Source organism: Fimbriimonadaceae bacterium (assembly GCA_019638775.1).
GTDB lineage: Bacteria > Armatimonadota > Fimbriimonadia > Fimbriimonadales > Fimbriimonadaceae > JAHBTD01.
On sequence record JAHBTD010000052.1, the window covers coordinates 1 to 6,234 of the forward strand.

The 6,234-nt window shown below is 57.4% G+C and carries 7 protein-coding genes; 3 read left to right on the top strand and 4 right to left on the bottom strand.

Annotation, left to right across the window (positions count from 1 at the left end; all coding sequences use genetic code 11):
• On the top strand, window positions 1-547 hold a 547-nt coding region (locus KF784_19275), incomplete at its 5' end, for a PHP domain-containing protein (GenBank protein ID MBX3121207.1).
• A 64-nt stretch (window positions 548-611) separates the two neighbouring features.
• Window positions 612-1,955 carry an NADP-dependent malic enzyme gene (locus KF784_19280; GenBank protein MBX3121208.1) on the top strand — a complete coding sequence of 448 codons (1,344 nt, stop codon included), beginning with the start codon at window positions 612-614 and terminating at the stop codon, window positions 1,953-1,955.
• Window positions 1,956-2,195: 240 nt separating this feature from the next.
• Here KF784_19280 and KF784_19285 read toward each other — a convergent pair whose 3' ends face one another.
• Window positions 2,196-2,510 carry a HigA family addiction module antidote protein gene (locus KF784_19285; protein MBX3121209.1) on the bottom strand — a complete coding sequence of 105 codons (315 nt, stop codon included), beginning with the start codon at window positions 2,508-2,510 and terminating at the stop codon, window positions 2,196-2,198.
• A 10-nt stretch (window positions 2,511-2,520) separates the two neighbouring features.
• Entirely contained in the window at window positions 2,521-2,805 is a 285-nt protein-coding gene (locus KF784_19290; protein MBX3121210.1) for a type II toxin-antitoxin system RelE/ParE family toxin, read from the bottom strand.
• 864 nt (window positions 2,806-3,669) lie between these two features.
• Between KF784_19290 and KF784_19295 the strand changes: the two genes are divergently transcribed.
• Window positions 3,670-4,563, top strand: coding sequence for a DNA cytosine methyltransferase (locus tag KF784_19295; protein MBX3121211.1), 894 nt, complete (start codon window positions 3,670-3,672; stop codon window positions 4,561-4,563).
• On the opposite strand, the gene KF784_19300 is transcribed toward KF784_19295, so the two are convergent.
• Together KF784_19300 and KF784_19305 are read right to left on the bottom strand one after the other, a co-directional pair.
• Complete coding sequence (locus tag KF784_19300) at window positions 4,534-5,535, bottom strand: hypothetical protein (GenBank protein MBX3121212.1); 1,002 nt, start codon at window positions 5,533-5,535, stop codon at window positions 4,534-4,536. The two genes, KF784_19295 and KF784_19300, sit on opposite strands and share 30 nt — an antisense overlap.
• Window positions 5,532-5,966 (bottom strand): very short patch repair endonuclease, encoded by a 435-nt coding sequence (locus KF784_19305; GenBank protein ID MBX3121213.1) that lies wholly within the window; start codon window positions 5,964-5,966, stop codon window positions 5,532-5,534. Before KF784_19305 ends, KF784_19300 begins: the two co-directional genes overlap by 4 nt.
• Window positions 5,967-6,234: the final 268 nt, after the last annotated feature.

Genomic DNA, 6,234 nt, shown 5'->3' on the forward strand with positions numbered 1-6,234 from the left:
CGAGATCGACCGGTTGAACAGGGACCTCACGGACATGCGCCTGTTGAAAGGGATTGAGGTCGATATTCTCGAAGACGGCTCGCTCGATTTGCCGGATGACGTGCTCGGTCGCTTAGACCTGGTGGTCGGCGCGGTTCATAGCCGCTTCAATCTCTCCAAGCAGAAACAAACCGACCGCATCCTGAAAGCCATGGACCATCCGCACTTTTCTATTCTGGCCCATCCCAGCGGCCGCCTCATCGGTCGCCGTGAGCCCTATGACGTGGACATGGTGCGCATTATCCGGAAAGCCCGTGAGCGCGGCTGCTTCCTGGAGGTGAACGCCCATCCGGAACGGTTGGACCTGACGGATATCCATTGCCAGATGGCGCGGGAGGAGGGGGTGCTGCTGGCCGTCAACAGCGACGCGCACAGCACGGCTGACCTCGATGACAGGAGATTCGGTGTCGGACAGGCGCGGCGGGGCTGGCTCCAGAAGGCGGATGTCCTCAACACGAGATCCTATGCGGAGGTGACACGATTGTTGCGGCGGACCATGGACACGTGAACGGGCATGGATGGCTGGAGCGGTGTCAGCGGTGTGAGGGGACAAGGTTGGAGGAGGGAAGACGATGACGGAACGAGCCGACCTGTTGGCGAAGGCGTCGAAACCGGCGGAAGACGCGTTGCGCCTGCATGCCTACTACAAGGGCAAGATGCAGACGATGCCGAAGTGCGCGATCCGCAGCCTGGAAGACTTTTCCGTCTGGTACACGCCCGGAGTGGCCGCACCCTGCAAAGCCATTCAGGCCGATCCTGATTCGATCTACGAGTACACGAACAAGGGGAACATGATCGCCGTCGTCTCCGACGGGACGCGCGTGTTGGGGCTGGGCGACATCGGCCCGGGTGCCGGATTGCCGGTCATGGAAGGCAAGGCGATGTTGTTCAAATATCTGGGCGGGGTGGATGCCGTCCCGATCTGTCTCGACACGAAAGATCCCGATGAACTCATCAGGACCGTCCGCTTGCTCAGTCCGTCCTTCGGGGCCATCAACCTGGAGGATATTGCGATGCCGAAGTGTTTCCGGATTCTGCGCGAGCTGCGGGCGATCAGTCCGATTCCTGTCTGGCACGATGACCAGCAGGGGACCGGGACGGTGCTGCTGGCGGCGTTGATGAACGCGCTGAGCGTGGTGGGAAAAGACATGGGGCAGGTGCGCATTGCCATGATCGGCATGGGAGCGGCCAACGTGCCGACCTATCGATTTCTCACTGCGTGCGGCGCCGATCCCGCGAGAATCGTCGCCTGCGATGCGGGAGGCATCCTTGGAACTCACCGACGGGAGTACGAACAGGATTCGGCGTTCAGCGAGCAATGGAACGTGTGTCGTCACACCAATCCGGCCGGTGTACGAGGCGGCATCGAAGAAGCGTTACGAGGGGCCGATGTCTGTGTGGCCTTTTCGGCCGGCGGCATCATCAAGCCGGAATGGGTGAAAGGCATGGCGCGGGACGCCATTGTGTTCGCCTGTGCCAATCCCGTCCCCGAGATCTGGCCCTGGGAGGCGAAGGAGGCGGGCGCGCGCATCGTGGCGACCGGACGCAGCGATTTCCCCAACCAGGTGAATAACTCGCTCGTGTTCCCCGGCATCTTTCGCGGTGTGCTCGACGTGCGGGCGAAGGCCATTACCGACGAAATGGCGATCGCGGCGGCGCATGAACTGGCCCTGTGCGCCAGGGAGCGCGGCATCCATGAGGAGAGTATTCTGCCGACAATGGAGGAATGGCAGGTGCCGATGCGGCTTGCCGTGGCCACGGCGACCAAGGCCCAGGAACAGGGCTTGGCGACGGTTGCGAGAACGCGCGACCAGGTGCACATTCTAGCGGAATCGAAGATCCGTTCCGCGCATGAAGCGATGCGCGTGTTGCTGCGCGAGGGGCTGATCGTCGCGCCGTCGGCAGCGAGGGAGTGATGAGTGCAGTGGCGGCGGGAAGCGCGATGGCCGAACAGGGCTAGGCGCAGGATTGAGTGGTGATAGTCGGTAGCTAATTGGACAGAAAACGCCCGATGGGCTCGGTCCTCGAAAGGCCGCTCTCGGCCAAGCGAGGAAGTTCGGGATCGAGGTTGAACCGGCGTAAAGCGGTCTTCAGCTCTGCCGCATTGACGCTGCCCATCGGCCGCGCCGCTTTTTGGCGTCGGCTGGATGGGCTTGTTATGCGGCATTTAGCGGCTTGATGCGCGCCATATCTTTCTCAATTGCCTCCGAGGCATCCCACAGATCCACAGCCTGCTGGGCGTTCAGCCAGAATTCTGGAGTATTGCCAAACAGGCGTCCCAGCCGCAGAGCCATTTCCGGACTGACACTCCGGCGCTCTCGCAACACCTCATTAATCGACTGCCGCGAGACACCCACGGCTTCAGCCAAACCGGAAACGGTCAGTCCATAATCCGGCAAAAAGTCTTCACGCAGCATCTCGCCTGGATGGGTAGGCCGTCGCTTGCTCTTGGTTGTGTTCGGAATGCTCATCTTTCTCACCTCATTCAGTGGTAATCACAAACTTCGACATCATAGGCGTCGCCGGCCACAAACCGGAAGCAGATGCGCCACCGGTCATTGATCGAGATCGAATGTTGTCCCTTCGGTCGCCTTCCAGTGCATGAAGGCGATTGCCCGGCGAAACTTTCAGGTCATCCAGCCGCGTAGCCAAGTCGACGTACTCCAACTTGCGCGCAGCCCGTTTGGCAACATCCGTCGGAAACCGCTTGGCATTGCCTGTGGCGTATAGTTCCTGGGTGCGTCGATCCGCAAATGTCTTGATCATGCGTCAGGTGTAGTTCGTCACGTGACGCGTGTCAATCGATGGTTTGCTGTCGCCTAACGTGTGCCATCAGGTGCGCGCGGCGCATGAAGCCATGCGCGTGTTGCTGCGCAAGGGGCTGATCGTCGCGCCGTCGGCAGCAAGGGGATGATACAAGCGGTGGAGGCGGGAACTGGCCTGGCCCTGTAGGACCAGGCGCAGGATTGAGTTGTGATAGTCGGTAGCTAATTGGACAGAAAACGCCCGATGAGCTCGGGCCTCGAAAGGCCGCTCTCGGCCAAGCGAAGAAGTTCGGAACCGAGATGACATCGCCGTAAACCGGTCCTCAGCTCTGCCGCATTGACGCTGCGGTTCAGCGGCTCAATGCCCGCTACGGGCCTCGGTACGAGATAAGCCGGTTGTTCGACGCTCTTGTCTAGGTTGCCAAATCTCCGCATTGATGTTAAAGGAATCGCGGCTTTCCGCCAGCCGAATTGCCACAATCTGGGGACGAGCTCCCACGGGCGAAAATAGTACTTGCGCGCATCGTGTGACATTGGTTACGTTACGCATATGGCGCAGAATAGCATTTCAGGAAAAATTGTCGTAAACATCGAGCCCGAACTGAAGCGGCGGTTGTACTCCACGCTATCAATGGCGGGAATCACCCTCAAAGACTGGTTCAGAAGGTCGGCTGCAGCCTACTGTGATGAGCAGCGTAGCCCGTCGCAAGAGCGCCCGGGTGTCTACCAATCGACGAGGAGAAGACGGTCTTCGGTGGTTCGCGAGGAGTATGGCAAATACGGTGATGCTGTTTCAGGGGGAAGTGTAGGTGAGGACTCGTCCAGGAAATACTCTGTGGTTTCCATGTTCTCTGGTTGTGGAGGCATGGATCTGGGGTTTATGGGCGGGTTTGAGGTCTTCGGTCGGCGGTACGGGTCGCTACCTTTCGAGATAGCTTGGGCGAACGATTTGAACGTCGAGGCATGCAAGACCTATCGCCGGAACTTGGGCCACGAGATCGCCACGGGTGATGTGTGGGAACTCTTGGATCGCATACCAACCAAGGCGGATGTTCTGATTGGCGGATTCCCATGTCAGGATATATCGGTCAACGGCAAGCGAGCGGGTGTCAACGGCAAGCGGAGTGGTTTGTACAAGGCTATGGTTGAGGCAATCAGACGTTGTAAGCCAAAAGTGTTTGTTGCTGAAAACGTCAAGGCTCTCTTGCGTCACGATGAATGGCTGAGGCAAGTCCTGGGCGATTTCTATGGTTTGGGTTACAATCTGCACTATCAACTATATCAAGCTGCCGACTACGGGGTTCCGCAGACACGAGAACGCGTCCTATTTGTCGGTACGGCAAAGGGTATTGCGCCTTATGCTCCACCTGTTGGGGAACGCAGTGCGGCGACGTGGATGACGGCAAGGGAAGCGATCGGAAACTTGGAGGATATGCCGGAGAATCCCAGGATCAATCATGTCTGGAGTTTCGCGAATACGAGCCCCGAGCAGGGTAACCGGAGATTGGTCGCGGATCGGCCAGGGTACACGATTCGCGCGGAGTGCCATGGGAATATTCAGTATCACTACCGACTTCCTAGGCGAATTTCCATGCGTGAGGCGGCAAGAATCCAGTCCTTTCCGGATAAATTCCTTTTCGTTTCAGGCCTGCGGGAAACGGAACGACAGGTGGGAAATGCTGTCCCTCCCGTGCTCGCGTGGAATGTGGCGAAAGCAGTCCTAGAGTGCTTACGCGCCTCCGAGAAAAAGAACGCGTGAAGGTTTCCAAGGCGGATTGGCGCCCTTCGCGTAAATATCTGCCATTCTCAGCCATTCTTGTATCCGCTTGTTGGGCGGCACATTTCCCCCCCAATACTCCTTGAACAGTGACGCTTCCATGTATTGAGCCGCTGCGATCATTTGCGGCTGAATGCGCTTTAGGGCTCTTTGGACATAAATCCCGCCCCGCTCTGGTCCAGCAGCGCTACCTGCCGAGAATGCATCCCTCGTCGCCAGAATGCCATGGTACGTAAGCAAGAACATAATCGGGTCGATGTATTTTGTTCTGTTACGTCCAGACCCAACAACCTGTGGGCAGAGCAGGGCTGCTTCGGCGCGCATCTTGAGTTTCTCCTCCATATTTAGGTTCGCAAACAGTTGAACCTGCATTGGCAAGCTATGGCCGTCACTCGACTCTTCCTCTAGCCACCAGAGCCGTTCACCAGGCTTCATGCGCCCTCGGGCATACTTTCGAATGTATTTCATTCGCCCGTCTTCCGAGAGGGCGGAAAACTGGTCGTAGGTAATGCCGAATTTCTTGAACAATGACTCTTTTGCGTTCAGATCGACCTCAAACCGGGGCACGTGAGAGGTTCTTACGTGCATTACACACTCTTCGTACCGCCCCCACCGCACTTGTGGGGTGCCACCCATCTTCCCAAAGACGACATAAATGGCCTTCACGTCCTTGTTTCTGAAACTCTCGAAAACGCTGTTCGCAACTGAGCGCCATGTGTCGTTTGTGGTGAACTTGACCTCGACTCCGAATTCTCCAAGCACGATGTCGGGAAACCCGTATGGGTGGGGTGCGAAATCAACAGGAATCTTGAATTGCTCAAGGAGCGTACGGATGACTTCGCGTACGCGGTTTTCAAAAGACTTCGAGACAGTGAACCGCTTTCCCTGCGAGCACTCGTGGGTTAGGCGGCCACACAATCCGTCAAGAAGTTGCTCAAATTCTTTGGTGTTCAAGTTGCCTTTGTACCCTGTCTTGCTGCCCTTCTCAAGACCAGCCGCAGCTTTACGATGACCGCGTCGGGTTGAGCAAGCGAGTGTTCCCATATTCGATGGACTCGCCAGCCGGCTTGCTTAAGAACTCGGCTGATAGCTCTGTCTCTCGACCTATTGCGGCTGATTTTCGGTTCCCAGTAAGTTTGTCTGGATTTCGGCATGCGACAGTGCCAGCGGCAGCCGTGCCAGAAGCAACCATCGACGAAGACGGCGATATGTTCGCGACGAAAGACGAAATCGGGTTTGCCCGGGAGCGATAGACCTCGGCGCCAGCCGGTAATACCGCGTTCACGGAAGAGAGAGACAAGCCGCAATTCCGTCGCTCGATTGCCTCGTGAAGGGATCGAGGCCATGACCTCCGAGCGCTTCTGCTTGGTAAGGCTATCTGTCACGGGGTTGTCTTCTCTTCTGTCCAACTATGCTTACGTCGATCCGCATGAGAGCCGGATTTGCCAATTTTTATCCGTATCACATGCTACCCCTGTTCGTGAAGGATACGCCCTGCTTGTCGTTGTTTCAACGAGTTGCGACTGAGGGTACTGTCCCAATTAGGACACTTCACCACAAGCCATGACAGCTTGCGTGTTGCAACGGACGTAATTCGAATGTCTGATTAGGACAGTTGGCATGACACATGAAGACGCAGGAGTGGGCACGAGA